This window comes from Nocardia pseudovaccinii NBRC 100343, assembly GCF_001613225.1.
GTDB classification, from domain to species: domain Bacteria; phylum Actinomycetota; class Actinomycetes; order Mycobacteriales; family Mycobacteriaceae; genus Nocardia; species Nocardia pseudovaccinii.
Genome location: NZ_BDBY01000071.1, coordinates 46083 through 72895, shown reverse-complemented (window position 1 = coordinate 72895; position 26813 = coordinate 46083). Strand labels below are relative to the sequence as shown.

Sequence of the window (26813 nt, the reverse complement as noted above, 5' to 3'; positions counted from 1 at the left end):
CTTTATGGTCAGCCGTTCAGTATCGGTTGATTTCGGCCAGACCGTATCTATTCGCTTCGGCGTACGAATTTCGAGGGAAATCATCATGAACACTGCTCGAACGAGCGTTGTGCGGCTGGCAGGCATCGCCGTTGTCGCGGCGGCGGCATTCGCGGCCGGTCCGGCCAATGCCGACACATTCGTGCCGCTGCCCGGCGGCGACATCACCCAGACGCTGGACGACGGTACCGTCGTGCAGGTCACCCTGACCGGCGAATCGGCCACCATCAGTCCGTCCATGGGTGACACTCCGCTGCATCGCAATGCGTGGACGAGCGGGCGCGGCGAGGTCAACCTATCCGAGGGCGCGGCCGCCGACCCATCGACCTACACCAAGTTGCAGCCCGGGTATGTCGTCGGCTGCCAGGTCGATCTGAAGGGAATCACGCCGGGTGCGAGCGCCGGTGTGTCCGCCAGCAATCTGAGCTCCAGTTCGCCGACGGTATCGGGCACCGGCGGCGGTTCGCTCAGTCTGACGCTCGCGGCCGGACAGGCCAAGTCCTTCTACATCCTGGACCTGGAATCGCCCGACGGCTATGGCAACGAGTCGCACAGCTCGCGCAACAAGGTGATGGGTACGCACTCCAGCATCACCTGGAAGGACGAAACATTCGCGGTCGACGGGTGCGGTGGCTACGCCCAGGCCCGTTCCTTCGTCCGGGTGATGATCCACACGCCCAGCACCGTCGGTTACGTGACGCTGTGGGGTGAACCCTTCAGCATCGGCTGAGCAAGCTCGGCCTGCACGAGATCGTTGCGAAGGAGGCGGCGCACCTCGATACGAGATCGAATGGGACAACGAGCGGCCGAACGTCATGTTCGGCCGCTCGGTCGTACCCCGGAACTGCGTATCCGATATAACGAAGTCGGATTCTCGGTAGGAACATGGAAGTGGGGCTCGAATGGATAACGTCGATTTCAAGGACAAGTACGGGCCGGTGGCGCTCGTCACGGGCGCATCATCGGGCATCGGCAAGGCGTTCGCCGATGTGCTGGCGGCGATGGGGCTGGACCTGGTGCTGGTCGCCCGTCGGCTCGACCGGCTGGAAAAGTCGGCCGCAAAACTGTCGCAAGAACACGGTGTACAGGTGCGGTCGGTTCAGATAGACCTCTCCGCGCCGACGGCCACACAGCAGATGCTCGACGCTACCGGCGCGCTCGAGATCGGATTGGTGGTCAGCAACGCGGGCTTCGGCATGAAAGGTGCGCACGCCGACAACGATCCGCAGGCGATGGCGGAAATGCTGATGGTGAATTGTCATGTGCCGATGCAGTTGGCCCACGGTTTCATCCCGCGCCTGCGTCGACGTGGTCGCGGCGGCATCATCTTCACCAGTTCGGTCGAAGCCCTTATGGGATGCCCGTATTCGGCCGCCTACTCGGCGAGCAAGGCGCTGGTCAAATCATTGGGCGAAGGCCTGTGGGCAGAGCTCCAGCCCGACGGAATCGATGTCCTGACACTGTGTCCCGGCGCAACGGAATCCGAAGCCGCGGCCAACCAGGGCATCGACATGTCCACACTGCCCGAGGTGATGTCGGCCGAGGAAGTAGCGCGACTCACCCTGGAGAACCTCGCCAACGGTCCCGTCTTCATCAGCAGCGAGTACTACCGGGCGACATTCGAAACACTCCTCGCGATGCCGCGGCGCGATGCGCTGATGGCGATGGCGGGGCAAATGAGGCGCTGACGCCGTCAAGTGTCTGTGAGCTGCGTGGCGCATCGAGTCGCGTTGCGCGACTATGGGATCTCGCGCCACAATGCCGCTGGGCGGGCGATCACCGACCGGGATGCGCTGCGACTCAGGACATCCCGCTCGTGCCGATCTCGGTTTAGCGGCCGGGGTAGATATTGCAGAGGTCTTCGGGTTGCAGGAGGCTGCCCTCGCGGGCGATGCGCGCCTGCTCCTGAGCGATGCACTCCTGATACTGCAACCGCCGATCCAGATCGTTTTGGTCGTCCCCGCTGAGGAACCCGGCGATGAGCGAACCCAGCACCACGGCCACCGCGCATACGATGGCGACCACCCGCTCCGTCGGCACGGCGGCCAGGGCCGCTGGCGCCTCTCCTCGATCCGCTCGATCCTGATATCCGAAGTCATCTGTCACGATGAAATCCCATTCGCCGATTCCGTTGTGCCGGAAGTAATATCGCGGACTCGGCCTGGAGAATGCTGAACACAACCTTGTGAATCGGCCAACGCACTTGGGTGACAGACGAACTCGCTGTAGCTTCGGGTCAGCCCGCCGCGGCCGCGTGGGTGTCCATGGGAGGAGGGCGCGTATGCCCACAGTGCGGCGGTCTCACTAGCCCTCGGGTGGGGGCGTGATTTTGCGACAGGCGCCGGGTAGTAGGAGGGTTGAACGCTCGGTCGACGCCGCGGGGGTGCCACGTCGGCCCGGTTCGCAGGTTCATGGGTGGGTACCACACACCTCGCCACACCGGGACTCCGAGAGTGGGAGGGTGCACCGGGAGTTTCTCGGCCAGTGAGATGTCGACCGTGATGCGGCGCACCGGGGGCAACGCCGTGTCGTCGGGGAGCAGATCCGCCACCATCGCCAAGCAGTCCCGCTCGTCGAATCCAGTCACACCGACGCCTTGGCAGAGCTCAACCCGGAAATCTGGTTCGTGCTCCATGGGGGAATCCCCGTGCGCTCGACATCCTTGTTTTCGTCAATCAGCACGCCATGTCATGGGCCGGACAGCACGAGCTTGCCAAGGCGATCGACCCGCGAGCGCAGAACGCGGCCCGCCGAGCCGCGATCGTCTCCGCCGTCGAGCGCCTGTTCCCCTCCGTGCGGCGGGACGGCCAGTCCTGAGCGGCCTGCGGAAAATGAAGCGTCAGTACACAATTCGCACAGGACCGGGTTCAGCGCAGGCGGCGGCCGGTAGGGTCGGTCTGATGGAGTGGAGTTTGCGGTCGGCCGAAGCGCTCGCAGCTGCGTTGCGTGCCGGTGAGGTGACCTCGGTGGAACTGACCGACGAGGCGATCGCCCGTATCGAGCGGGACGACAAGGCGATCAACGCGATCTGTGTGCCGGACTTCGATCGTGCCCGTGCCGCCGCGCGCAGTGCCGACGAGGCGCGTGCCCGCGGCGAGGATCGGCCGCTGCTCGGCATTCCGGTGACGGTCAAGGAGTCCTACAACATGGCCGGGCTGCCCACGACCTGGGGCATACCGCAGCAGCGGAACTATGTGCCTGCCGAGGACGCGGTTCAAGTGTCGCGACTGAAGGCCGCGGGCGCGGTGGTGCTCGGCAAGACGAATGTGCCGTTCATGCTGGGAGATCTGCAGAGCTTCAACGAGATCTACGGCACCACCAACAACCCGTGGGATCTCGGCCGCACGCCGGGCGGGTCCTCCGGCGGATCGGCGGCGGCCCTCGCGTGTGGGTTCGGCGCGCTGTCCATCGGCTCCGATATCGGTGGTTCGCTGCGCACCCCGGCGCATTTCTGTGGCGTCTACGCGCATAAGACGTCATACGGGCTGGTGGCGAGCCGCGGTCATGTCCCGCCGCCCGCGCCCGCACTACCGTCCGAGCGCGACCTCGCCGTCGTCGGGCCGATGGCGCGCACCGCCCGCGACCTCACACTGCTGCTGGACGTGATGGCCGGCCCGGACCCGCTGACGCTCGGCGTCGCATACGACCTGGCTCTTCCGTCCGCCCGCCACGAGCGGCTTTCCGATTTCCATGTCCTGGTCATCGACGATCATCCGCTCATTGCGACCAGCTCCGCTGTGCGGGCCGCGGTGAACCGAGTCGCCGACGCGCTCGTCGGCGGCGGCGCCCGAGTCGAACGGCAAAGTACGTTGCTGCCCGATCTGATCGAGGCCGCGACGCTCTACACGCAGTTGCTGCTGGCGAACCTGGCCGCAATGTATCCCGTGGAGCGGTACGAGCAGATTCGGACCCACGCCGCCGGACTGAACGCGGACGACCAGAGTCTGCACGCGGCGCGGTTGCGCGGCGCGGTGTTCAGCCACCGCGACTGGATCGAGGCCAACATCCGTCGTGAGCGCCACCGCCAAGGCTGGCGGCAACTCTTCGCCGAGTTCGATGCCGTGGTCTGTCCGATCACGCCGACTCCCGCTTTCCCGCACGATCACAACCCCGATCTGGGAGAGCGGCGGATCGACATCGATGGCGTGGCCTACCCGGGCGCCGACCAGCTCGTCTGGGCCGGTCTGGCCACCATGCCCGGTCTCCCCTCCACCGCCATACCGGCGGGCCGGTCCCCCGAGGGCCTGCCGGTGGGAGTGCAGCTCATCGGTCCGATGTTCGAGGACCGCACCCCGCTGCGGCTGGCCGAACTGCTCGAGCAGGAGATCGGCGGTTTCGAGGCGCCGACGTCGGTGGCGGAACAGGTTCGATAGCTGACAAGCTCGAACGCGCCACGATTCCGGACTCGAGCAGACCGCCGCCTCGAAATGTGTTGTGGCGCTACGTGATTCGCGGTCTGCGCAGTCCGAGTATGCGGCGGCCGATGTCGAGCAGCTGACGATTCAGCGTCTCCTGATCGACATCGCTCGGCGCGCCGGAGGCGGCACCGGCTAGACCCGTCAGCACCGCCGTGGCCGCGATGACACCATCAGGTCCCGGGGTGAGCTCGGCCAGTAGTGTGACAGGCCGATCGATCACCTTGCTCCAGTCCGGTTGCTGGCGCACCACCCGAATGACGCTGGGGTCGGTGGTCACGACCGCGGCGATCGATCGGCTCGCGGCGGCGAGTTCGGCGTAACCGATCAGCATCGACTCCGCGCGGGCGCGGGCGGTGCGCTGCTGTTCGGCGGTCTCGATCACCGATCGGAGTTGTTGCAGCAGTGGTTGCAGCACCGCGAGGAGTAGTTGTTCCCGGGTGCGGAAGTGGTAGTAGATCGCGGCCTTGGTGAAGCCGAGCTCATCGGCGATCATCTGCAGTGAGGTCCCGGCAAAGCTGTGCCGGATGAAAAGTGCTACCGCGACGTCGATCAGGCGCTGTCGACTGTCGGCTTCACGCGCGACAACATCTGCCCTAGTCATGGCGTTCCTTCCGGTGAGCTCATCGTGATGCCTAAGACTGTACTTGACGATCGGCAAGGAATTTACTTTACGAACGGCTAGCAATCTACTTTACGAACGACTAGCATTTCCTGGTGTCGGCGGCCCGTTGGCCGTGGTATTCGATATGACGGGAGCTACAGATGCCGCATTTCGCGAAGCCCGCGGAGGGGTCGTGGACGGAGCACTATCCAGAGCTCGGCACCGGCCTGGTGTCGTTCGAGGATTCGATCTCGCCGGAGCACTATGAGCTCGAGCGCAAAGCGATCTTCGCGCGGACCTGGCTGAATGTCGGTCGGGTTGAACAGCTTCCACGCAAGGGCAGCTACTTCACCAAAGAGCTCGCGGTGGTGAACACGTCGCTGATCATTGTCAAGGACAACGATCAGCAAATCCGCGCTTTCCACAATGTCTGCCGCCATCGCGGCAACAAGCTGGTCTGGGACGACTATCCGGGCCAGGAGACTGCCGGTACCTGCCGACAGTTCACCTGCAAGTACCACGCGTGGCGCTACAGCCTCGAAGGCGAGGCTACCTTCGTGCAGCAGGAGCAGGAGTTCTTCGACTTCGACAAGGACCGATTCGGTCTGAAGTCGGTGCGTTGCGAAGTGTGGGAAGGCTTCATATTCATCAATCTCGATGATGATGCCGCGCCGCTGACCGACTATCTCGGGAAGTTCGCGGAGGGCCTGGCGGGCTACCCGTTCGGCGAGATGACCGAGGTGTACAAGTACCGGGCCGAGGTCGGCAGCAATTGGAAGCTCTACATCGACGCCTTCGCCGAGTTCTACCACGCGCCCATCCTGCACGCGAAGCAGTACGTGTCCGGTGAGTCGTCGAAGCTGTCGAACTTCGGCTTCGAGGCGCTGCACTACGAACTGGACGGGCCGCACGGGATGGTGTCCTCATGGGGTGGCATGGCACCCCCGAAAGACCTGAATATGGTCAAGCCGATCGAAAGAGTATTGCGCAGCGGGAATTTCGGCGCCTGGGATCGCCCGGACATCCCCGCGCTGGACAATCTGCCACCCGGCCTCAACCCCGCCCGGCATCGGGCATGGGGCCTGGACTCCTACGTCTTCTTCCCGAATTTCATGATCGTCGTGTGGGCGCCGGGCTGGTACCTGACGTATCACTACTGGCCGACCGCCTACAACAAGCACATCTTCGAGGGCACCTGCTATTTCGCCCCCGCGCGCAATGCCACCGACCGGTTGCGCCAGGAACTGGCCGCGCTCACCTTCAAGGAATTCGGCCTGCAGGACTGCAACACCCTCGAGGCCACCCAGACCATGCTCGAATCACGGGCGATCACCGAGTTCCCGCTCAACGACCAGGAGATCCTGTTGCGGCATCTGCACAAGCAGGCCACCGATTTCGTTGCCGGGTACCAGGCGCAGTCATCACGAAACGGCTGACTGGACCAGCCGGTCGCGCAGCGCGGTGAGAGTCGAGGGCGATAGTCCGGCCCTGCTACGCAGGTAGCCCTCGATACTCCCGTGTTGTTCCCGCAGTGTGGTGAGCAGGGTGGCCATCGCCAGCCGCGGCGCGCCGAACACCGCGCGGTAGCGTGCGGGGTCGACATCCTCGGGGAGGCGAGCGAGTAGGCGGGGCAGGCGCCGATCGGTGAAGTGGATGGCGCTGAGTTCGTAATCGTCGAGAATCGTCGTCTCGTCGACCCCGAGTGCCGCCAGCAGCAATGCGGCGGCGACGCCGGTGCGGTCCTTTCCCGCGGTGCAATGGATCAGCGCCGGTGTACCGTCCGCATCGGCTAGCTCGGTGAGGATCCGCCCGAATATCCCGGCGTCGAAATCGGCCATCCGGCGATACATTTCGGCGAGGAAGTCGTCGGGAATGTCGGCGGGCCGGGTCCGGATCATCTCGGCATTGGCCCGGGTGTGGGCGGCGGTGCCGCCGATGGTGAGTGATATGCGGCGCACGGTGGCGGGCAGGGCCGAGGGGGAGCGGTCGCGCTCCTCGTCGGTGCGCAGGTCATACGCGACGAGAAGCCCCAGGCGTTCGATGATGGCGAGGTCGTCGATGCTGAGCCGGTGTGGAGCGTCGGAGCGATAGACCATCCCCCAGCGGGTGTATCCGCCGTCGACGGTCGGATAGCCGCCGAGATCGCGGAAGTTCGTCGCACCCTGCAGGGTGAGGACACGCTCGGGCATTTGCGCCGACTCCTAATTCTGAGAATACTCTTCTTGTGAGCGAGAATAGCCTTGCAGGTCCAAAGGTTGACGTGGTGGGCCGCATTGCAGCGCGGGCTCTCGCCAAACGGGAGGCGACCTACGCCGACGAGGTGCGCCGCCTGCTGGATGCCGCGCTGGCCGTCATCCGCGCCAGCGGAACCGCGTCGCGGCCGCGCGTCGCCGATATCGTCGCGGCCGCCGGGCTGTCCAATGACGCCTTCTACCGGCACTTTCCGTCGAAGGACGCACTCATCTCCGCGCTCATCGAGGACGGCGCGGAACGCCTGGTGCGTTATGCCGACCGCCGGATGCGCACGGCGGAGACACCGGAGGACCAGGTGCGCCGGTGGGTCGAGGCGGTGCTGTCCCAGGCCGCCGAGGCCACGGCGACATTGACCAGGGCGGTGCTGTGGAATGCGGGCGGGTCGGCACCGGATCTCGATGGCGGGTCGCCAACGCCGAGCGATCGGCTCGCCACACTGCTGCACGGCGCTTTCACCGAATTGGGCAGTCGGGACCCGGCATTCGATGCCGGGCTCGTCGCGCACGCGACCGTCGGCAGTCTGACCGATTTCCTCTGGCGCCGGGTGGAGCCGACCGCCGCCGATATCGACCGCACGACCGCGTTCTGCCTGCGGGCGATCACCCCGATCAACTCTGGAGATAGCGCAGCGGAGCGTAATTGGCCCAACCGGTATCCGGCCAGTTGAACCAGCCCGCCGATGCCGAGGTGCCGCCGTCGGGGTGCAGGGTGGTACCGGTGAGGTAGGCAGAAAGGGCCGAGGCGAGGAAGACCACGCAGTTCGAGACATCGGTGACCTGACCGGGACGCCCGAGGGGGATGGCGACCCGGGCCCCGGCCGGATCGGCCATGGCGCCGTCACCGTGTGAGAACCTGGCGAGGTTGGGGGTCGGCACGAAGTCCGGGGCCACATTGTTGACCCGGATCCGGTCCGGTGCGAGTTCGATGGCGAGGGTGCGGCCGAACTGTTCGACTGCCGCCTTCGCGGCGGCGTAGACGGCGAAACCCGGTGCGGCACGGTGTGCTTCGATGGTGGTGATGTTGACGATGCTGCCGCCGCGTCCACCGGCCCGCATCCGCGGCGCCGCCAGTGCGCAGGCGTGGAATACGTGCAGCAGATTGGTGCGCAGCAGTGCGTCCCAGCCGTTCGGCGTGGTGTCGGTGAACGGCGCGCGGAAGGTGCCGCCGACGACATTGACGAGGATGTCGAGCCGACCCCAGCGCGCGTCGACGGCGGCGAACAGTGCCGCCAGCGTATCGGGATCGCGGGCGTCACCGACCTGCACAAGGGCGTCGCGGTCGGCCATCGTGTGCCGCAGGGCCTCGGCTGCTTCGGCATCGAGGTCGAGGATCGCGGGCCGGACACCGTTGGCGACCAGATCGTGCACGATCGCCTGCCCGAGACCGCCTGCGCCGCCGGTGATCACGGCCACGGTGCCGTCGAGGCCGCTGCGCTGTTCGAACCAACCCGTCACTCAACGACCTCGCTCGACTTTGTTGAATGGCACGTCGCGGTCGGCGGCGTGTTCGCGCGGCATGCCGAGTACGCGTTCGCTGATGATGTTGCGGGCCATTTCGGTGCTTCCGCCCGCGAGGCTCCAGGCGTTGCGGAACAGATAGTCGATGCCGAGTTGGCCGACGCCGGGACCGTCCGGATCGCCGGTCACCGCTGCCGCGCCCGCGATCGTGACCGCGGAATCGGTTTGCAGCAAGGCATTTTCGGCGCTGAACAGGCGCACGATGGATCCGGCCGCGGGCGGCAGGGCGCCGGTGCCGATGGCGTGCGAGACGTGTGCGATGAGCTGGTTGCGGACTACGATCATCGCCCTGGCGGCCCCGATATCCGCACGCACCCCTGGATCGTCGAGTCGGCCGGTCGCGCGCGCCAAGTCGACCAATGTGGTGGCCTCTGCGCCGAGGTGGGGGCGCTGGCCGCTGGTGTACGGCGAGGTGCCGCCCATGGCGGCACGTTCGTGATTCAGCAGCCGCGACGCCGCCGCCCAACCGCCGCCTACCTCGCCGATCACGGCGTCGGCGGGTAGCCGGACATCGTCGAAGAACTCCTGGCAGAACTCGGTCGATCCGGTGACCTGTTTGATCCGCTGAATGGTCACGCCCGGCGCGGCAACCGGGACGATGAACAGGGTGAGCCCGTTGTGCTTGGGCACGTCCCAGTCGGTGCGGGCCAGGCACAGTCCGTAGTCGGCGGCATAGGCGCCCGAACTCCAGATCTTGGAGCCGTTGAGGATCCACTCCGCACCGTCGCGGTCGGCGCGAGTGGTCAGCCCGGCCAGATCCGAGCCGCCGCGCGGTTCGGACAGGAACTGGGCCAGGATCTCCTCGCCGCGCAGCACCGCCGTCAGATGCGTGCGCTTCTGCTCCTCGGTGCCCAGCTCGAGCAGGGTGGCCGCGCAGATCGCCAGGGTCGGCACATTCAGCACCAGCGGCATCTCGTAGCCGAGCGACTCCTCGGTGAAAGCTTGCTGGTGCGCGGGCGTGAGCCCTTGGCCGCCATAGGCTTGCGGGAAGCAGATACCGGCGAAGCCGCCGTCGGAGAGGATGCGCTGCAGTTCGCGCGCGCGATCCCACACCTCGTCGTGGTCCGCGCCGGTGTAGGTCTGCGTGGTGGGCGGGAGGTTTTCCTTCAGCCAGCGCCGGGCGCGGTCGCGGAAGCTGTCGACGGGTTCGAGATCGGTGGTCATGCGGCGCTCCGGACGAGTAGATCGGTGATGCGGCGGTGATGTTCCTCCGGGGTGCCGTACAGGACCCGGCCATAGGTGACGCGCCGCAGAAACAGATGCAGGTCGTGTTCCCAGGTGACGCCGATACCGCCGTGTATCTGGACGCAGTCCTGGACGATCAGCGGGGCCTTCGTACCGACATAGGACTTGGCGACGCTGACGAATTCGGCTGCTGTGGAGGGGTTTTCGTCGATGGCCGCGGCCGCGGCGCAGGCGGTCGCACGGCAGGCCTCCAGCCAGGTCTTGTTATCGGCCATGCGATGTTTGAGGGCCTGATAGGAGGCCAGTGGGCGGCCGAAGGTGTAGCGGTCGAACATCCAGGTCACGGTGGCTTCGAAAGCACGCTGGGCGGCGCCGACCGATTCCGCGGCGCTGAGCGCCGCTGCGATATGCAGTTGCGATTGCGTTGCCGCGGTGGCGGTTTCGCCCCGCTGGACCACGGCCTCGGCGCGGACGAAGACATTCGCGAACTCGACCCGGGCGGTACGGCGAACGAGGTCGAGCGTCCAGGTCGGGGTGACCGTCACGCCGGGGGTATCGGCGCGCACCAGGAGCTGGATCGGGCCGTCCGGGGCGTGGGCGGTGACGAGGAACAGGTCGGCGCGGTCACCGGCTTCGACGCGATCTTTGAGTCCGGTCAGCCGGTAGCCGGTGCCGTCGGGTTCGGCGCGGGTGTCCGGGGCGGTGAGATCCAAACCGTGGCCAGGCTCGTAGAGCGCCCACGCGGCGATGGCGTCCCCACTGACGATCTCGGCGATCACATCCGTGAACCGATCGCCCGCGGCTGCCAGTCCGGCGAGTACCGCGCTGGTGGGGATCAACGGGCCGGGCGCGCAGGTGCGACCGAACTCCGCGGCCACCAGCGCGAGTTCGGTCATCGGCTGACCGGAAATCGAGCCGCCCCCGAGCCTTTCGGGCACCAGCATCGCCGTCCAGCCCAACTCCGCGCCGCGTCGCCACCACAGGTCATCGAAACCCGATGCGACATCAGCGAGTTCGCGCACCGCCTCGATCGGGACGGTCCGGTCGAGGAACTCGCGGGTCGTCGTCTGGAACAACCGCTGATCGCCGGTCGGCTCGACACTCATGATTTTCGGTCCTCCGAATCAACCGCTGAGCACCTGCTCACCGGGCTGAGACGCGCTGGTCGGAAACCGCGCGCGGCCGTCTCCTATTTGACGGTCTCCCATACCGATGTGAGAATCGGATTGAACAGTTATCGAGAGTAGCATTCTCGCGTGCCGGTCGGTAGGTCCGTGGAGCGCGCGGTGGCGAAGGGAGCCATCAGTGGTGAACGACTTCGAGGAGATGGATTTCTTTCTCGGGCGGGAGCTCATAGCGGATCCGTATCCGTACTTCGACGCGATGCGGGCGCAGTGCCCGGTGGCGCGCGAGAACCACCACGGCGTGTACATGGTGACCGGCTACGACGAGGCGCTCGAGGTGCTGAACGACACCGAGCACTTCTCCTCCTGCACCTCGGTGACCGGTCCGTTCCCCGGTTTCCCGGTCCCGCTGGAGGGCGATATCGATGCGCTGATCGCCGAACACCGCGACAAACTGCCGTTCAGCGACCAGTTGCCGACCCTGGACCCGCCGGTGCACACCCAGCATCGCGGGCTGCTGATGCGATTGATCACCCCGAAGCGCCTCAAGGAGAACGAGGACGCGATGTGGACGCTCGCGGACCGGATGCTCGACAGCTACCTCGCACCCGGTCGCGGCGACTTCATCCGCGACTTCGCCGGACCGTTCACGCTGTACGTCATCGCCGACCTGCTCGGCGTGCCCGCGGCCGACCAGGAGGAATTCCTGCAGGCATTGCAGCGCGACCCGCACCGGGAGGGCTCCACACTCGGCAGTACCGAGGGTGAATCCATGCACCACAACCCGATCGAATTCCTCTACGGCAAGTTCGCCGACTACATCGAGGACCGGCGTCGCGAACCGCGCGGCGACGTGCTCGGCAGCATGGCGACCACGATGTTCCCGGACGGTTCCGAACCCACGGTGCTCGATGTCGTCCGGGTGGCCGCGAACCTGTTCTCGGCCGGTCAGGAGACGACGGTTCGACTGCTCAGCTCCGCGCTGAAACTGCTCGCCGAACAGCCCGAACTGCAGCGGTGGCTGCGCGAGGACCGTTCGCGCATACCGAATTTCATCGAGGAGGCGCTGCGCATGGAGAGCCCGGTCAAGGGCGACTTCCGTTTGTCGAAGGTGCCGGTCAGCGTCGGCGGGGTCGACCTGCCCGCCGGTACCACCCTGATGGTGGTGAACAGTGGCGCCAACCGGGATCCGCGCCACTTCGACGACCCGACGACCTTCGATCCCGAGCGCTCGAATGCCCGCACCCACATCGCTTTCGGCCGTGGCATCCACACCTGCCCGGGTTCGCCGCTTGCCCGGGCTGAGGCCCGGGTGGCCATCGAGCGGCTGCTGGACCGCACGACCGATATCCGCATCGACGAAACGGCGCACGGCGCCGCCGGTGCACGCGAGTACGAGTATGTGCCGACCTTCGTCCTGCGCGGCCTGACCGCGCTGCATCTGGAATTCGATATCGCGGAAGGTGGTGCCCGATGAAGGTCTCGGTCGATTCCGACCACTGTCGCGGACACGGAGTGTGCGTGGCGTTGTGCCCAGAGGTGTTCGCGCTCAACGACGACGGCTACGCCGAGGTGCAGAGTCCCGAGGTTCCGGCCGACCACGCCAGTGCTGTCCTGGTGGCGGTGTCGGCCTGCCCGGAGCATGCCATCACCGTGAGTTGACCGGTTTGGTGCGGCCGCCTATATCAGCTGATCGGCATCCAATTCGAGGAAGAGTGTTGTTCCATGGCCGAGAATCACGTTGCCGGACAAGCTGATCCAGTGGCGGCCGACGACGTTGTGCGGACCACCGCGGCACCGATGACGCGCGGCTGGCACGCTGATCGGGCGCCGGACCGCCCGGCGATCGTGCTGGCGGCCAGCGGCGAGGTGGTGACCTATGCAAAATGTTAGGCTGTCGAACATGCTGACGGGGCGGCGGTATCGGGTGGAGTTCACGCCCGAACAGGCCGAGTTCACCGAACTGATCGGCGACACCTGTCGCGCCGTGTGGAACACCGCGTTGGAGCAGCGTCGCGAGTACCGGCGCCGAGGCTGCTGGATCAACTACAACGAGCAAGCCCGCCAACTCGCCGACGCGAAGCGCGCTTCCAGTGCACCATGTGCGGGTACAGCATGAACGCGGATGTGAACGCGGCCAAGAACATTCTCGCCGCAGGACGTGCGGTGACAGCCTGTGGAGACCTCGGCGTCGGCCGGTCCGCGAAGCAGGAACCAACTGCCGCGCCTAGCGGTGGGAGTCCCCATCTTTCACTTCAGGGCGGGGAGGACGTCAAATGGGCTATCTCGATGCCGACGACGACGGCTATCTGTATCTTGCCGATCGGCAAGCCCACATGATCATCTCGGGCGGGGTCAATATCTACCCGCAGGAGGCTGAGAACCTGCTCGCCGCGCATGCCGCGGTCGCCGACGTCGCTGTGCTCGGCGTGCCGGACGAGGAAATGGGCGAGGCGGTGAAAGCCGTTGTCCAACTGGTCGATCCGGCTGCCGCCGGTGCCGGACTCGCGGCCGAGCTGATCGCCTGCTGCCGCGCGGAACTAGCCGCCTACAAATGCCCGCGCACGGTCGACTTCGTCGTCGAATTGCCCCGTGATCCCAGCGGCAAACTCTACAAACGCCAGCTGCGCGCCCAGTATTGGGAAGGCCACGACACGCTGGTCAGCTGAGTGCCCTACCGGGCGGGCATCGGCTCCGGGCGCGGCCACGTCCGTCCGTACAGCCGCTCGATATCGCTGTTGAAACGCTCCAGATAGCGGGCGAATTCGGCGCGCTCCTCGCCGGTCCAATCCCGCGTCACCGCTGCCAGGACCTCGATGATGACAGCGCGCTCCTGGTCGAGGCGCTGACCACCCGCGGCGGTGACGCGAAACTTGCGCGCGATACCGCCCTCCGGATCGGGAATGCGTTCGACGAGTCCGGTCCGCAGCAGTGTGGCGGTCTGCCGATGCAGCGTCGACACATCCAATCCCAGCGCGTCGCTGAGCTGTCGCAGCGACATCGGGCCCTGGATCCGCAGTCGGCTCAGTAGCAGATACGAGCTGCGCTCCAGCGGGTCATCGGTACGCCGATGCTGCGGGCTCAGCCGGTAGTGGCCGAGTAGCAAGGTCTCGAACTCGATCAGTTGTATGCGCTTGTCCATGCCTTCCTCCCTCGGAGATGTGCATCACACACAGTGCGTGTATTGCTCACGTGGAATGCATGATACACATGTAGTGTACGATACACGCTGATTGTTGTGAGTCCGAGGGAGATTTAGGTGGACAAGCCTGATTCCGCTGTCCGGCCAGGCGCCATCCTGGCGGTGCTGGCCTATACCGGCATCGTCGCGTCGCTGATGCAGACGCTGGTAGTGCCATTGCTCGGCGAGTTGCCGCAGATTCTGAATTCCTCGGCGGCCAATACATCCTGGGTCGTCACGGTCACTCTGCTGGTGGGTGCGGTCGCCACCCCGGTCGCCGGACGCCTCGGCGATATGTTCGGCAAGCGCCGGATGGTGATCGCCTCGACCGTGCCCCTCATAGTCGGCTCGGTGGTCTGCGCCATGGCGGGTTCATTGCTGCCGATGATCGTCGGTCGCGGCCTGCAGGGCCTCGGCTTCGGCACCATTCCGCTGGCCGTCGCGCTGCTGCGCGATGTGCTGCCGCCCGAGCGACTCGGCTCGGCCATCGCGCTGATCAGTTCCTCGCTCGGTATCGGTGGCGCGCTCGGGCTGCCGTTGGCGGCGGCGGTCACCGAGTACAGCAACTGGCGGGTGCTGTTCTGGGCGGCGGCGGCGCTGGTCGCGGTCGCCACCGCGCTGATTACGCTGATCGTCCCTGAGGGCATTGCCGAAGGGCCGTCGGGTCGTTTCGACGGACTCGGTGCGGTACTGCTCGGCGCCGGTCTGGTGTCGCTGCTGCTCGCCGTGTCCAAGGGCGCGACGTGGGGTTGGACGAGCGGCAGCATTGTCGGCCTGTTCGTCGCGGCCGTAGTGGTGCTGCTGGTGTGGGGTTGGTGGGAGCTGCGAACCGTCGAGCCGCTGGTCGACCTGCGGGTCACCGCCCGGCCGCAGGTGCTCGTCACCAATCTCGCGACGGTCGCCATCGGCGTCGGCATGTACGCGTTGCAGCTGAGCGTCCCGCAGTTGATGCAGCTGCCCAGTTCACTCGGTTACGGTCTCGGCCAGTCGATGATGGCGATGGGTCTGTGGATGGCCCCCGCAGGCATCATGATGATGCTCATCTCCCCGGTCGGCGCGAAGCTGTCGGCAATGCGCGGTCCGAAGTTCACCCTCGTCGTCGGCGCCGTCGTCATGGCCATCGGCTACGGCGCCGCGCAGGTCCTGATGGGCAGCACCTGGGGCCTGCTGATCGTGAACATCATCTGCAGCTCGGGTGTCGGTTTCGCTTACGGCGCGATGCCCGCGCTGATCATGGGTGCGGTGCCGCAGTCGGAAACCGCTGCCGCCAATGGCTTCAACACCCTGATGCGCTCGATCGGCACCTCGATCTCCGCGGCCGTGGTCGGCGCGGTGCTGGCACAGTTGACCATCACGGTCGGCGGTCACAGCATCCCCACCGAGGACGGTTTCCGCGTCGCGTTCTTGATCGGATGTGGCGTATCGGTGCTGGCGGCGTTGGTCGCGATGGCCATTCCGGTCCGTCGTGCGATTGCCGCGGGTCCGGCCGAGCAGACCGAAGCGGAAGTTCCCGCACGGGTCTGATGGCTCACCCGCGCAGCGTGGCGCGGTGGGAACGGCGCCCCGAACCTGTACCGGCAGCAGGTTCGGGGCGCCGCCTTGTACGCGTCAGCGCCGGTTGTCGATCGCGTCGTCGAGCAGGCCGAGATCGGTGCCGAGTTCGGCGGCGACCGACCGGACCGCTGCGACATCCTTGCCGACGAATTCGCCGACCGATGCGCTGAATTCGGCCACCGACCCCCGGCCCGCGACACCGGTCAGCGCGCGACTTGCCGCACTGCCGTGCGGCAGCGCGGCCAACAGGGTGTTCTCGGCAACGCCCAGCTGTTTCCCGAGATCCACTGCCGCGGTGAGTATTCCGAGCTGTGCGGCGAATACGGCATTGTTGACCAACTTGACGCGCTGGCCCGCACCGAGCGGACCGACGTGCAGAATCGGGTCGCCATAGGCGGCCAGCACGGGCCGGATCCGGTCCACGGTCTCGGCTGGACCGCCGACGAAGAGAGTGAGCCGCCCGGCCGCGATATCGGGCGGGCCGCCGCTGACGGGCGCGTCGAGCACCTGGATGCCATGTGCGGCAACGGCTTCGGCGGCAATGGCCGCCGACGTGTGCGGACTGCCGGTGGTGTGCAGGACGAGAGTCGATCCGGATGGCATGGCGGCCAGCAGCGGTGTGCCGAGACATACCGCTCGAACCTGTTCATCGGTGAAGACGCACACGATGACCAGATCGGCGTTGGTCCCGACGGCCGCGGGGGCCGATACCGCCTGCGCCCCGATCTCGGTGAGGGCCCGGCGTGCTTCGAGCGACCGGCCGAGCGCGCACACCTCGTGTCCGGCTCGGACCAGCCGCTCGACCATGGGACGCCCCATCCGCCCGGCGCCGAGGAATCCGACGCGCATCAGCGCGGGTGATCGATCATCGCGAGGGTCGCGTCCGCGGCGTCGAGCACGATGCCGGGCTCGGCGCTCGCGGCGGCGGCCAGATCCGCGATCAGGCCGACATCTTTGCGCAGCAGTGGCCCGGCATGCGCGGCGATCCGGTCCAGGGTGCCGCCCGCGGAGACGACACGGCCGAGCGCGAAGCTGTCGGCGGTGCCGTGCGAGATCACCTCGCCGAGGCGGGTCGGATCGATACCGATCGACGCACCGAGCGCGAGAGTGCTTGCCGCCGTTGCGAGATTCGCGGTGAACAGCAGGTTGTTGAGGAGCTTTGCGGTCTGTCCGGCGCCGAGCGGGCCCAGATAGACGACGGGTTCGGCGTAGGTCTCGAATACCGGGCGAGCGCGTTCGACGATATCGGTCGAGCCGCCGACCATTACCAGCAACCGGCCGTCGGCGGCCGCGGCGCCGCCGCCGCTGACCGGTGCGTCGACGATCGAAACACCCTGTGCCACAGCGATATCGGCAAGATCACGGCAGGTGTCCGGATGCACCGTGCTGTGCACGGCGAGGATCGTGCCAGCGGCCATGCCCGCCAGTACGCCGTCGGCGCCGGTCACGACCTCGCGGACATCGGCATCGCCGACCACGCAGAGGCAGACCATGTCGCTCGCTGCGGCCAGTTCCGCGGGTGATGCGGCGACCTTCGCCGCTGTATCGGCATACGGCTCCAGCGAGGCTGGCCGCCGCGCCCACAGCGTCGTCTCATATCCGGAGTCGACGATCCGGCGCGCCATCGGCCCACCTTGGCTGCCGAGTCCGATGAATCCGACCCGCATCACTTTTCGCCTTTCGCTTCGGGCCGCCAGAACACGGCGAGCAGGCCCGCGGTGGCGACCAGGCCGACCCCGAGGGCGATGCCGCCACCGGCCCAGCCCGTTATCTCGATATCGGCGGCGTGATCGATGGACAGCGAGCCGGGACCGAGCAGCCCCAGCGCCAGCGAAACGACCGCGAGCACGAGCACATACTCGTACCCCTCTTTGAATACGAAGAATCCGTTGGTGCGGTGGGCGAGCAGACCCGCGACCGCCATCACCGAGACGACCGCCGCACACGCCAGCGGGGTGAGCAGCCCGACGATCAACAACACGCCCGCACCGATTTCGGTGACGACGCTCAGCCACGCGTGCAGAACGCCGCCGCGCAGTCCGAGGCCGCTGAACCAGCGCGCGGTGCCCGCGATCTTGCCACCGCCCACCCAGTGATTGACCCCGTGGGCGATCATGGTGGCCCCCACGACGAGTCGCACGAGTGCGATGGCGACGTCGACGACGTCCATCAGTTCACCTCCTGGGTTGCGCCGTTGAATTGTATTGCCGGACCGGAGAATTCGCCGAGACTCCGGGCGACAGCGGCTTCTTCGGCGAAGGCGAGCAGACCGAGGTGGTAGGCGGCGGCAGTGTGTCCCATGCTGAGGTTGTGGCCGCTGTTGGGCTGGATATTGAGCACGACCCTGGGCGCGGCGGTGAACCGGGCGGCGACTTCAGCGAGTGCCTCCGGATCGTTGCGCCACACCCGTTCGTGGTCGCCGACAGTGAACCGCACCGGAATCCGCACTTCGGCGGCAAGTGTTGGAAAGGTGACCGTCGGCCAGTCCTCGACCGAATTCCCTTCGTAGCGTGGGCCATAGGACCCGATCCGCGCACCGCCGACCAACTCGGGCGGATACAGCCGGGCCGGATACCACAGCAGTTCGGTGACCCCGCCCGGCACGCCGTCGCGACGCATGCGCCGTTTCCCGTGCGGATCCGGTCCCCACAGGATGTCGTAGGCCTCCTGCTGATGTTCCAGCCCGGTCCCGGCCAATTCGAGGCCGAGCAATTCGCGGCCGCGCTCGTCGGCCGCCATCCGCAACGCCAATTCACTGCCCGCGGAATGAGCGAGCAAGAAGGTGCCCGCGCCGCGCGGCCGCGATCCGAGATGCTGCTCGGCCGCCGCGTACATCAGATCGACACGGCGCTGTGGGTCGGCGAGCTCGTCGGCATGCGTGCGCGAGCTGCCGTATCCCGGACGGTCCAGGGCCAGCACGGTGTATCCGGCCGCGGCGGCCAGCCGCAGCAGTGACAGTCGCGGATGGTCCGGGCAGTCGAAATACGCCGAGGTGGTGGCCCCGCCGTGCAGGGCGAGTACGACCGCACGCGGTGTCTGCGCCTCGGCCAGCAATCCCGACATCGGAATGCCGTCGACCTCGGTGACGACCGGAATCGGTTCGTCTCCGGTCAGCAGCGAGAAATCGGATTCGGTAATCGTCATGAATCACTCCGCAGCAGCATCGCCCCGCCGGGGGTGAGCCCACCGCTGGACACCACACCGATGCGGGCGTCGGGGACCTGGCGCGCACCGGCTTCACCGCGCAGCTGCAAGATCGCCTCGTACAGCAGGCCCATGCCGTGGGTGCGGCCGTGCGAGAGCTGGCCACCGTGGGTATTGAGCGGCAGCAGGCCGTCGCGGGCGATGTTCTTACCGCCGTCGAGGAAGTCCTTGGCCTCGCCTATACCGCAGAAGCCGAGGGCCTCCAGCCAGGACAGGCAGTTGAAGGTGAAGCCGTCGTACAGCTCGGCGATATCGACGTCGGTGGGGCGCAACGTGGTTCGGGTCCACAGGTGCGCGGCCGGGCCGAGCACCTGTGGTTCGTGGGTGAGGGTGCTCTGATCCCATTCGATGCGCTCGATGATCTGGGTGCCGACCGCCTCCACCAGCACCGGCGGCTTGGCCAGATCGCGCGCGGCGTCCACGCTGGAGACGATGACCGCGATCGCACCGTCACAGGGCACATCGCAGTCGTAGAGCCCGAATGGTGTGGTGATCGTGCGCGCCTCGAGATAGTCCTGCATGGTCATCGGATCGCGGTAGATCGCGGTCGGCTCGAGTTCGGCATTCGCGCGCTGATTCAGTGCGATCCAGCCGAGGGTTTCGCGAGTGGTGCCATAGCGATGGAAGTGCCGTTGTGCGTTCTGCGCCAAGGTATGTGCCGCCGAGGTGGCGCCGAAGGGGGCCATCCAGCCGGGCGTGCGCCCACCCGATGGCTTGATCTTGCCCGTGCGCATCAGATCGTTGAAGGTGGCTTCCCACAGGGTGCGGAAACACAACACATGCCTGGCCAGCCCACTCGCGACCGCGAGCATGGCCGCGATGACCGCCCCACCGGGGCCGAAGGTCTCGATGCCGCCGTTGTACCAGGTCGGCCGGATGCCCATGGCGGACTCCAGAGCAGTGACACCGCCCTCGCTGAATCCGCCCATATTGCCGCCGCCGGGATAGGTCGACAGGCCGTCGATATCGTCGAGCGTCAATCCTGCGTCGGCGATCGCGCGTTCGCAGGCCTGGATGGTCAGCCGCAGCGGCGGAACCTGCAGCCGCCGCCCGATCGGTGACATACCGATACCGGTGAGCGCGACCCGGTCCTCGAACTTCTCCGACCGCACCATGGGCCGTACATGCCGCCAGAACTCCTGTGGCGCAATATCGTCCACGGGCAGCGGGGCCGGTTCCGGCTGCGTTTCGACGGGCCGGAACAGCGGCAGCCAGACGTCGTCGTCCTGTTGGAAGACCACCTCGAGCCGCATGCCGAGGACCAGGGCATCCGGATCGCAGTCGATCACATTGGTGGTCAGCCGAACTCGCGGATCCTCCTCGAGCGCGACCTGCGCCACGACATAGGGCGCGGGCAGTCCCGGCACACCGAACCGGTGGTTGACAGTGAAGCCCGCGAGTGTGGCGAAGCCCGAGACGGCACGCACTCCCATCTCGTGTCCACGGCAGTACCGGCACACCGGCTGCGGTGGATGGATCAGTGCCGCACAGGATTCACATTCCTGTATGCGCAGCGTGCCATCGCTCCCCGAGGTCCAGAAGAACTCGTTCTCGAGGGTGAGCAATGGCAGTGGACGTCCCGATGCTTCGCCCATATCGCCTCCTCGCTCTTTCGTCAGATCTGGGCGTCGCCCTTGCGCACGGTGACCGGTTCGGCCAGCCGCTGCTCATCGCAGACGCGCTGCAGTTTCGCCAGGGTTTCGTCGAGTCCGGCGCCCAGCCGGGGACCGGGGGTGAAGGTGGCAGGCAGATGCCGCATGCCCTGGATGACGCCGATGGTGTCGTAATGTACGGCGTCCTCGGGAGCGCAGCGATAGTCCGGCATCCGGTCGAACACCGCGAGCAGCATTCGCTTGAACACCATGCGCGCCATATTGGAACCGATGCAGCGGTGCACACCGAGACCGAAACTGTAGTGCCGATTGCCCCGGCGTTCCATATCGATCTCATTGGGGTTGTCGAACACCTCGGGGTCCCGGTTGGCCATCGCCCACGACAGCCACAGCCGCTCACCCTCGGCGAACTGCTTGCCCCCGACCTCGCAATCCTGGGCGAAGGTGCGGCCGTCACCCGGTGCGGGGGTGAAGTAGCGCAGGAACTCCTCGGTCGCGGAATCCAGGATGAGATCGCGTTCGCGGCTGAGCAATTCGCGCTGATCCGGATTCTCCGACAGCCATTCCAGTGCGTGCGCGGTGAGCGCGGTGGTGGTGTCGAAGCCGCCGCCGATAATGAGACTGAGCATGCCGAGCGCGTCCATATCGGAGATCGGCTCGCCGTTCAGGGTGGACTCCGCGACGGCGCGCAGCATGCCTGGCCGCGGATTCTGTTTGACCTCCAGATAATTCGTCAGCAGGTCCAGACCCATGGTGCGGTGCATTTCGGCGATGCGCGGGGTGTCCGGCGAATCCGGTGGGGTGTACACCGAGGCGTGCGCCGGTTCGTTGTAGATGGTCCACTTGTCCAGTGGGATGCCCAGCATCGCGAGGGTGAGCACCGCGGGCACGATATTGGCCAACTCGTCGACGAAATCGATGCTGCCGCTTTCGATCTGCTCGTCGATGCTGGCGCGCACGATTTCGTCGACGAACGGAATCCAGCGCTGCACCGCCGCGGGGGACAGGTACGGATTCAGCGCCGAGCGCAGTTCCCGCTGTTCGGGCGGGTCCATTTCCAGGATGCCCGCGCGAATGCCCTGGCCGCGTTCCGGTGTCGGAATGGAAATCCCCTTGTAGCCACGACGTTCACCGTTGGGGTCGTTGTCGTTGGAGATGTGCGGGCAGCGGGCCAGTTCGAACACTTCGCGGTTACCCGCGGCGACCCAGTGCCCGCCGTAGGTTTCGGTCCAGGCGACCGGGCACTCGCTCTGCATCTGCTGGGTGATGTCGACGAACTGTCCGCGATATTGCGGGGTGTGTCGATCGAAATGAAATTCCGGCTGTCTGCGCTCGGCATCGGATGCGATATCGGTCATCGGCGGTTCCTCTATTCGGTGCTGGAGATCGCCCGCTCGGGGCAGGACCGGACGGCCTCGCGCACGTTGTCCTGCTGATCGGCTGGAACGTCTTCGCTGACCGGTGACGAATGCCCGTCGATTTCACTGAGTTCGAACACTTTCGGGGCGATCATCGCGCACAGCGTGTGCCCCTGACAGCGTTCGTCATCGACTCGAACCTTCACGGTATTTCTTCCCTTCAGACGCGGTAGTCGTACCACTTCAGATAGCCGCCGGCGTCGACCCGCAATTGGGTACCGGTGATGAAACGGGACTCGTCGGAGGCCAGGAACAACACCGCGTTGCTGATCTCCTCCGGATCGACAAAGGGGACCGGCATGGCCTGCTGCACGAAGAAGGCGGGTTCGGCGTCCGCGCGGGTGGGATGTTCGAGATCCGGCCGGAACGACCGGTACATCGGCTCGCTGTGCAGCATGGGGGTGTCGCAATTGGTCGGGTGCACGACATTGGCCCGAATACTGCTCGGGGCCAGGTGCGTGGCGATCTCGTGGATATATTGCGACAGAAGACGTTTGGCGACCATGTAGGCGACACCGCCCGGATCCTTACCCGGCTGGTCGACTTTCGAGAAGTCCATCAGCGCCGCGGTCGAGCCGGTGGCGATGATCGATGCGCCTGCGCCGAGATGCGGCAGCGCCGCCTGTACGGCGTTGATGACGCCCAGCAGGTTGGTATCGATGACATCGGTCCAGGCCTGCCACTGCGGCTCGCCCTTCATACCGGCGATGCCCGCCTGTGCCACCACGATGTCGAGATGGCCGAATTCGGCGATACCGCGCTCGATCACAGCGGCCAATTGCGGTCGGTCGCGCACGTCGGCCTGTTCGGCGATGATGCGCCGTCCGGTCTTCTCGACCAGACGGGTGGTCTCCTCGAGATCCTCCGGTCGCGACAGCGAGTACTGGATGCTCTCGATATCACGGCAGATATCCACCGCGATGATGTCGGCACCCTCCTCCGCAAGCTTCACCGCATGACTGCGGCCCTGGCCTCGCGCGGCTCCGGTGACGAAGGCGACCTTGCCCTCCACACGTCCCACGGCTCTTCCTTTCGGTCCTACTTCTTCTGGGCTGCACCGTCCGTGCCGGGGCACGGGCGGGTTCAGGTATTACGGCCGCCGTTGACGCCGAGGATCTGTCCGGTGATGTATCCGGCGTCCTCGGAGATCAGGAACGAGCAGGCGGCGGCGATATCGGCGGGGCGGCCGACCCGGCGCACCGGGGTGCGCTGGATGTGCTCCTCGATGGTTCCGCCGAGCAACTGCTTCTCCTCGGACCGGCGCAGCATGGGGGTATCGATGAAGCCCGGCGGGACCGCGTTGACGGTGATCCCGTACGGACCCAGTTCCAGCGCAAGCGATTTGGTGAGGCCGTTGAGACCGGACTTGGCCGCCACGTACGCCGCCATGAACGGCTGGCCGGAGTGGGTACTAGAGGAGGAGATATTGACGATGCGTCCCCAGTTCGCGGCAGTCATATCCGGCAGCACGGCTTGGACGGTATGGAATACGCCGTGCAGGTTGACATCGATGATGCGCTGCCACTCCTCGAAGGTGAGGTTGTGGAAGCGGCGGTACTTCTCGATTCCGGCGGCATTGACCAGCACGGTGATCGGGCCCAGTTTGGTGCGCACGTCGGTCAACGCTTCGGCGATCTCGTCCGGCTTCGTCACGTCGACCTGATAGGCGAAATCGTCCTCGGCGGACGGGTTCAGGTCGAGGGTGGCGACGTTCAGGCCGTCAGCGCGCAGGCGCTCGACGATGCCGAGGCCGATGCCCGAGGCGCCTCCGGTGACCACAGCGGTTTTCACGCAAGAATCTCCCTTCCGGATGTTGAGAACCGTACTCTCGCGTTTAGCTTAAACGCAAGACTTCCCGGGTGATGCGGGCATATCGACATCCGAACGCCAGCGACATCCATGCGCTGACAGGTGTTGCCTATTTCGGAATGTTGCTACGATCTCGCGATCGACGAATGTAAGATTCTCCGATAACGAGAATGAAGTTTCCATTGCGTAGTCGAGGAGACCGGATGTCAGTGCAAGAAGAAGTGGCCGCCCGGACGGAGCAGATTCCGACCCGGCGGCTGCTCGTCGACGGACAGTTGATCGAGACCGGGCGCACGCTCGCCTCGCTCAATCCCGCGACGGGTGAGGTGTACGGGTACGCACCGGAGGCGGGCCTTACCGAGACCGACGCGGCCATCGCCGCGGCCCGGCGGGCCTTCGACACCACGACCTGGGCCACCGACGCCGGATTCCGCGCGCACTGCCTCGAACAGCTCTACCAGGCCTTTCGCGATAACGTCGAAGAACTGCGGGAGCTGACGATCGCCGAGGTCGGCGCGACCAGGCAGCTCACGCACGGTAACCAGCTCGAGATCCCCTTCGAGATCGTCCGCTACTACGCCGGATTACTGTCGAAGTTCTCGTTCACCGAGGACATCGGCGATATCGAAATCCGCGGTCAGCGCCATCGGCGCTGGGTCGAGAAGGAAGCCGCGGGCGTGGTGTCGGCCATCGCGGCCTACAACTATCCGCATCAGCTCGCATTGGCCAAGCTCGCGCCCGCGCTCGCGGCCGGGTGCACGGTGGTGCTCAAGGGCGCACCGGATACGCCGCTGGCCACCCTGGCGCTCGGCGAGATCATCGCGCGCCACACCGACATTCCCGCCGGTGTGGTCAATGTGCTCACCTCCTCGGATGTGGCTGTCGGCGAACGGATGACGACGCATCCCGACGTAGACGTGGTCACCTTCACCGGTTCGACGCCGGTGGGACGCAAGATCATGGCCGCCGCGAGCGAGACACTCAAGCGGGTATTCCTCGAGCTCGGCGGCAAATCGGCTGCGATCATGCTCGACGACGCGGACTACCGAACGGCGGCGCAATTCGCGGCGTTCAGCATCGTCAATCACGCGGGCCAGGGGTGTGCACTGACGTCCAGGCTGCTGGTGCCGCGCAAGGATCACGACGCGATCGTCGAAATGGTCGCGCAGAACTTCGCGCATGTCCGCTACGGCGACCCCGGCGATCCGAAAACCTATATGGGCCCATTGATCAGCGAGCGCCAGCGCGACAAGGTCGACGGTTTGGTGCAGCGCGCGGTCGCGGCGGGCGCCCAGTTGGTAACCGGTGGCAAGAAGGTCGACCCGGGCTTCTTCTACCTGCCGACGCTGCTGGCAGGTGTCGATCCGGACAGCGAAATCGCCCAGGAAGAGGTCTTCGGGCCGGTGCTCGCGGTGATCCCGTACGAGGACGACGACGATGCCGTACGGATCGCGAACAACTCGATCTACGGTCTTTCCGGCGGTGTGTTCAGCGCCGATGAGGAGCGGGCGCTCGCGGTGGCGCGGCGCATCCGCACCGGCACCATGAGCATCAACGGCGGCAACTACTTCGCCGCCGACGCGCCTTTCGGCGGTTATAAACAGTCCGGCATCGGCCGGGAGATGGGAGTCGACGGGTTGACGGAATTCCTGGAGATCAAGACCTTCGCGGCGGCGGTCCGATGAGCGCGGGGCCACTCGACGGGATCCGCGTCCTCGAGGTCGCGATGTACGGATTCGTGCCGTCGGCGGGCGCAGTGCTCTCCGACTGGGGTGCGGACGTGATCAAGGTCGAGCACGCGGTCACCGGTGACCCGCAGCGCGGGCTGCGTCAGATCGCCACCTTCAAGGTCGAGGGCGACCCCAATCCCAATGTGGAGCATGCCAATCGGGGCAAGCGCAGCATCGGGGTCGATATGTCGGTGCCGGAGGGCCGGGCGGTGATCCACGACCTGGCCAAGACCGCGGACGTATTCCTGACCAGTTTCCTGCCGCAGCACCGAAGCAAGTTCGGTATCGATGTCGACGACATCCGCGCGGTTAACCCGAAGATCATCTATGCCCGCGGCAGCGGTCTCGGCCCGCGTGGTGCGGAGGCCGACAAGGGCGGCTACGACATGACCGCCTACTGGTGCCGCGGCAGCGTCGCCGCCACTATTACCCCGCCCAACATCGACGGGCTGATCCCGCCGCCCGGTCCGGCATTCGGCGACACCATCTCCGGAACCAATCTGGCGGGTGGCATCGCGGCCGCGCTGCTGAAGCGCGAACGCACGGGCGAGCCGTCGATCGTGGATGTGTCGCTGCTGAGCAGCGGGCTGTGGTCGATGGGGCACACCATCGCGCTCTCGGCGTATATGGGGGAGCCGCTGCGGGCGTTCCCGACCGGATCACACGGTTCGCCGTCGAATCCGCTGTCGGGGTTGTACGCGACCAAGGACGGTCGGTACCTGTCGCTGGTCATGTTGCAGCCCGGCAAATTCTGGGGCGACGTATGCAAACATATCGACCGGCCGGACCTCGCGGAAGATCCGCGATTCGCCGATGCCGCCGCGATCGCGACCAATACCGCTGTGGCCGTGGAGATCCTGCGCGAGGTGTTCGCCACCCGGACGCTCGCCGAGTGGACCGAGCGTTTCGCGACCCTGTCCGGGCCGTGGGCGCCGGTGCAGGACGCGCTCCAGGCGATCGACGATCCGCAGGTGCACGCGAACGAATATGTCCGCAAAGCCGGTGAGCTGCAACTGGTTTCGAGTCCGGTGCAGTTCGATCTCACCGCGCCCGACCTGCGTCCCGGCCCGGAATTCGCCGCGCAGACCGACGAGGTCCTGCTCGAACTCGGCCTGGACTGGGACCGCATCATCGCGCTCAAAACCGCTGGTGCGATCACGTAATTCG

29 protein-coding genes and 2 pseudogenes are annotated in these 26813 nt (G+C 66.2%); 15 read left to right on the top strand and 16 right to left on the bottom strand.

The features are described from left to right. Positions 1-85 precede the first annotated feature (85 nt). Together NP3_RS08430 and NP3_RS08425 are read left to right on the top strand one after the other, a co-directional pair. Positions 86-769, top strand: coding sequence for an MspA family porin (locus tag NP3_RS08430; RefSeq protein ID WP_063039443.1), 684 nt, complete (start codon positions 86-88; stop codon positions 767-769). A gap of 172 nt (positions 770-941) precedes the next feature. Beyond that, positions 942-1727, top strand: coding sequence for an SDR family NAD(P)-dependent oxidoreductase (locus tag NP3_RS08425; protein WP_063039441.1), 786 nt, complete (start codon positions 942-944; stop codon positions 1725-1727). A gap of 142 nt (positions 1728-1869) precedes the next feature. On the opposite strand, the gene NP3_RS08420 is transcribed toward NP3_RS08425, so the two are convergent. Then, a complete protein-coding gene (locus tag NP3_RS08420) occupies positions 1870-2145 on the bottom strand; it encodes a hypothetical protein (protein ID WP_063039439.1) in 276 nt (91 codons plus the stop codon). A gap of 471 nt (positions 2146-2616) precedes the next feature. On the opposite strand from NP3_RS08420, the gene NP3_RS51870 reads away from it, so the two are divergent. Then, positions 2617-2856: a hypothetical protein gene (locus tag NP3_RS51870; RefSeq protein WP_507762162.1), complete on the top strand. Its 240-nt coding sequence runs from the start codon at positions 2617-2619 to the stop codon at positions 2854-2856. A gap of 83 nt (positions 2857-2939) precedes the next feature. Further along, positions 2940-4412, top strand: coding sequence for an amidase (locus tag NP3_RS08415; protein ID WP_063039437.1), 1473 nt, complete (start codon positions 2940-2942; stop codon positions 4410-4412). A gap of 67 nt (positions 4413-4479) precedes the next feature. Here NP3_RS08415 and NP3_RS08410 read toward each other — a convergent pair whose 3' ends face one another. Continuing rightward, complete coding sequence (locus tag NP3_RS08410; protein WP_063039435.1) at positions 4480-5058, bottom strand: TetR/AcrR family transcriptional regulator; 579 nt, start codon at positions 5056-5058, stop codon at positions 4480-4482. Positions 5059-5219: 161 nt separating this feature from the next. On the opposite strand from NP3_RS08410, the gene NP3_RS08405 reads away from it, so the two are divergent. Continuing rightward, positions 5220-6494, top strand: coding sequence for an aromatic ring-hydroxylating oxygenase subunit alpha (locus tag NP3_RS08405; protein ID WP_063039433.1), 1275 nt, complete (start codon positions 5220-5222; stop codon positions 6492-6494). On the opposite strand, the gene NP3_RS08400 is transcribed toward NP3_RS08405, so the two are convergent. Next, positions 6480-7247, bottom strand: a complete 768-nt coding sequence (locus tag NP3_RS08400; RefSeq protein ID WP_063039432.1) for a tyrosine-protein phosphatase — start codon at positions 7245-7247, stop codon at positions 6480-6482. The genes NP3_RS08405 and NP3_RS08400 overlap by 15 nt on opposite strands. A 74-nt stretch (positions 7248-7321) precedes the next feature. Between NP3_RS08400 and NP3_RS08395 the strand changes: the two genes are divergently transcribed. Continuing rightward, the gene (locus NP3_RS08395) at positions 7322-7978 is read left to right on the top strand and encodes a TetR/AcrR family transcriptional regulator (protein ID WP_245720855.1); all 657 of its coding nucleotides are present in this window, start codon (positions 7322-7324) and stop codon (positions 7976-7978) included. On the opposite strand, the gene NP3_RS08390 is transcribed toward NP3_RS08395, so the two are convergent. From NP3_RS08390 to NP3_RS08380, 3 genes are read right to left on the bottom strand one after another with little or no spacing between them, the layout of a single operon-like run. Then, complete coding sequence (locus tag NP3_RS08390) at positions 7920-8765, bottom strand: SDR family NAD(P)-dependent oxidoreductase (protein WP_063039430.1); 846 nt, start codon at positions 8763-8765, stop codon at positions 7920-7922. The genes NP3_RS08395 and NP3_RS08390 overlap by 59 nt on opposite strands. Beyond that, positions 8766-9992 carry an acyl-CoA dehydrogenase family protein gene (locus tag NP3_RS08385; RefSeq protein ID WP_063039429.1) on the bottom strand — a complete coding sequence of 409 codons (1227 nt, stop codon included), beginning with the start codon at positions 9990-9992 and terminating at the stop codon, positions 8766-8768. Next, positions 9989-11119: an acyl-CoA dehydrogenase family protein gene (locus NP3_RS08380; RefSeq protein WP_063039427.1), complete on the bottom strand. Its 1131-nt coding sequence runs from the start codon at positions 11117-11119 to the stop codon at positions 9989-9991. Before NP3_RS08380 ends, NP3_RS08385 begins: the two co-directional genes overlap by 4 nt. A gap of 199 nt (positions 11120-11318) precedes the next feature. Here NP3_RS08380 and NP3_RS08375 point away from each other — a divergent pair, with 199 nt between their 5' ends. From NP3_RS08375 to NP3_RS08360, 6 genes and pseudogenes are all read left to right on the top strand, one after another. Further along, positions 11319-12614: a cytochrome P450 gene (locus NP3_RS08375; protein ID WP_169814459.1), complete on the top strand. Its 1296-nt coding sequence runs from the start codon at positions 11319-11321 to the stop codon at positions 12612-12614. Continuing rightward, positions 12611-12799: a ferredoxin gene (locus tag NP3_RS08370; RefSeq protein WP_063039425.1), complete on the top strand. Its 189-nt coding sequence runs from the start codon at positions 12611-12613 to the stop codon at positions 12797-12799. The genes NP3_RS08375 and NP3_RS08370 overlap by 4 nt, the downstream gene beginning before the upstream one ends. Positions 12800-12862: 63 nt before the next feature. Next, the gene (locus tag NP3_RS47720) at positions 12863-13030 is read left to right on the top strand and encodes a hypothetical protein (RefSeq protein WP_157124186.1); all 168 of its coding nucleotides are present in this window, start codon (positions 12863-12865) and stop codon (positions 13028-13030) included. Further along, a pseudogene (locus tag NP3_RS51800) lies at positions 13017-13157 on the top strand (helix-turn-helix domain-containing protein); the annotation flags it as partial. The gene NP3_RS47720 and the pseudogene NP3_RS51800, both read left to right, overlap by 14 nt. Beyond that, positions 13127-13477: a zinc ribbon domain-containing protein gene (locus NP3_RS50305; protein ID WP_444980781.1), complete on the top strand. Its 351-nt coding sequence runs from the start codon at positions 13127-13129 to the stop codon at positions 13475-13477. The pseudogene NP3_RS51800 and the gene NP3_RS50305, both read left to right, overlap by 31 nt. Beyond that, positions 13375-13806, top strand: a pseudogene (locus NP3_RS08360) (AMP-binding enzyme); the annotation flags it as partial. The gene NP3_RS50305 and the pseudogene NP3_RS08360, both read left to right, overlap by 103 nt. 5 nt (positions 13807-13811) lie before the next feature. Here NP3_RS08360 and NP3_RS08355 read toward each other — a convergent pair. After that, positions 13812-14279 (bottom strand): MarR family winged helix-turn-helix transcriptional regulator, encoded by a 468-nt coding sequence (locus tag NP3_RS08355; protein WP_063039422.1) that lies wholly within the window; start codon positions 14277-14279, stop codon positions 13812-13814. A gap of 117 nt (positions 14280-14396) precedes the next feature. Here NP3_RS08355 and NP3_RS08350 point away from each other — a divergent pair, with 117 nt between their 5' ends. Then, positions 14397-15842, top strand: a complete 1446-nt coding sequence (locus tag NP3_RS08350) for an MFS transporter (RefSeq protein ID WP_063039421.1) — start codon at positions 14397-14399, stop codon at positions 15840-15842. A gap of 84 nt (positions 15843-15926) precedes the next feature. Here the strand turns inward: NP3_RS08350 and NP3_RS08345 are convergent, their stop codons facing one another. The 9 genes from NP3_RS08345 to NP3_RS08305 all read right to left on the bottom strand — a co-directional run bounded on the left by NP3_RS08345 (position 15927) and on the right by NP3_RS08305 (position 23898). Beyond that, positions 15927-16721 (bottom strand): NAD(P)-dependent oxidoreductase, encoded by a 795-nt coding sequence (locus tag NP3_RS08345; protein ID WP_063039420.1) that lies wholly within the window; start codon positions 16719-16721, stop codon positions 15927-15929. After that, positions 16721-17539 (bottom strand): NAD(P)-dependent oxidoreductase, encoded by an 819-nt coding sequence (locus tag NP3_RS08340; RefSeq protein ID WP_063039417.1) that lies wholly within the window; start codon positions 17537-17539, stop codon positions 16721-16723. The genes NP3_RS08345 and NP3_RS08340 overlap by 1 nt, the downstream gene beginning before the upstream one ends. Beyond that, entirely contained in the window at positions 17539-18042 is a 504-nt protein-coding gene (locus tag NP3_RS08335) for a DoxX family protein (RefSeq protein WP_063039415.1), read from the bottom strand. Before NP3_RS08335 ends, NP3_RS08340 begins: the two co-directional genes overlap by 1 nt. After that, entirely contained in the window at positions 18042-19016 is a 975-nt protein-coding gene (locus NP3_RS08330) for an alpha/beta fold hydrolase (protein WP_063039413.1), read from the bottom strand. Before NP3_RS08330 ends, NP3_RS08335 begins: the two co-directional genes overlap by 1 nt. After that, positions 19013-20671, bottom strand: coding sequence for a thiolase C-terminal domain-containing protein (locus tag NP3_RS08325; protein WP_063039410.1), 1659 nt, complete (start codon positions 20669-20671; stop codon positions 19013-19015). The genes NP3_RS08330 and NP3_RS08325 overlap by 4 nt, the downstream gene beginning before the upstream one ends. A 20-nt stretch (positions 20672-20691) precedes the next feature. Continuing rightward, positions 20692-22047 carry a cytochrome P450 gene (locus NP3_RS08320; RefSeq protein ID WP_063039409.1) on the bottom strand — a complete coding sequence of 452 codons (1356 nt, stop codon included), beginning with the start codon at positions 22045-22047 and terminating at the stop codon, positions 20692-20694. 11 nt (positions 22048-22058) lie between these two features. Continuing rightward, a complete protein-coding gene (locus NP3_RS08315; RefSeq protein ID WP_063039407.1) occupies positions 22059-22253 on the bottom strand; it encodes a ferredoxin in 195 nt (64 codons plus the stop codon). A gap of 14 nt (positions 22254-22267) precedes the next feature. Beyond that, positions 22268-23128, bottom strand: coding sequence for a mycofactocin-coupled SDR family oxidoreductase (locus NP3_RS08310; RefSeq protein ID WP_063039400.1), 861 nt, complete (start codon positions 23126-23128; stop codon positions 22268-22270). A 62-nt stretch (positions 23129-23190) separates the two neighbouring features. Continuing rightward, complete coding sequence (locus tag NP3_RS08305) at positions 23191-23898, bottom strand: SDR family NAD(P)-dependent oxidoreductase (RefSeq protein ID WP_063039399.1); 708 nt, start codon at positions 23896-23898, stop codon at positions 23191-23193. A 221-nt stretch (positions 23899-24119) separates the two neighbouring features. Here NP3_RS08305 and NP3_RS08300 point away from each other — a divergent pair, with 221 nt between their 5' ends. After that, positions 24120-25601: an aldehyde dehydrogenase family protein gene (locus tag NP3_RS08300; RefSeq protein WP_063039398.1), complete on the top strand. Its 1482-nt coding sequence runs from the start codon at positions 24120-24122 to the stop codon at positions 25599-25601. Beyond that, positions 25598-26809 (top strand): CaiB/BaiF CoA transferase family protein, encoded by a 1212-nt coding sequence (locus tag NP3_RS08295; protein WP_063039396.1) that lies wholly within the window; start codon positions 25598-25600, stop codon positions 26807-26809. The genes NP3_RS08300 and NP3_RS08295 overlap by 4 nt, the downstream gene beginning before the upstream one ends. Positions 26810-26813 lie beyond the last annotated feature (4 nt).